The sequence below is a fragment of the Streptococcus oralis genome (assembly GCF_003943825.1).
Taxonomy (GTDB): Bacteria; Bacillota; Bacilli; order Lactobacillales; family Streptococcaceae; genus Streptococcus; species Streptococcus oralis_CD.
The window spans coordinates 1-676 of sequence record NZ_RJNJ01000079.1; the positions used below are offsets into that span (position 1 = coordinate 1).

At 38.6% G+C, this 676-nt stretch carries 1 protein-coding gene; it reads left to right on the plus strand.

Annotated elements, in window-relative coordinates:
* Positions 1–206: 206 nt before the first annotated feature.
* Positions 207–676 (plus strand): DUF1275 family protein (locus D8863_RS10670; protein WP_185761488.1); only part of this gene is annotated, 470 nt, incomplete at its 3' end.

Genomic DNA, 676 nt, shown 5'->3' on the forward strand with positions numbered 1-676 from the left:
ACTCAAATGTCATCAATACGATGCTACGATTCTGCTCTATTATTTTCTTTTCTCTAGGATTTCTGTTTGCATTGCACATGAAAGAATACCGCAAAACGGCCTACTGGCGGGTTAAGATGCTGCTCCCTTTATTTATTGGAACTCTTATTCTCCCTTTCTTTTCACGATTTCCTCTAATAGAAGTTCACTCAAATGTCATCAATACGATGCTACGATTCTGCTCTATTATTTTCTTTTCTCTAGGATTTCTGTTTGCATTGCACATGAAAGAATACCGCAAAACGGCCTACTGGCGGGTTAAGATGCTGCTCCCTTTATTTATTGGAACTCTTATTCTCCCTTTCTTTTCACGATTTCCTCTAATAGAAGTTCCTTGCATCGCTTTTGGAACAGGAATGATGATGCTAACATTTACGGGCAGTTTGATTGAAGATCATCCCTATGTCATTTTTATGACGTCTGGAAATTACCGAAAGATGTTGACCGCTTTGTATCGCATTGCTAGAAGAGAAGGAAATATCCAAGAATACCGTCGTCAGGCCTTAAATTATGGGATTGTTGTGGGAAGTTTCATAGTGGGCGCAATCAGCTTGGCTGTATTGATGCATTTTCTTCATGAATGGTCTATATGGATTATCAGCCTCAATTTGTTTTTGATTATGTCCTACTATATAGC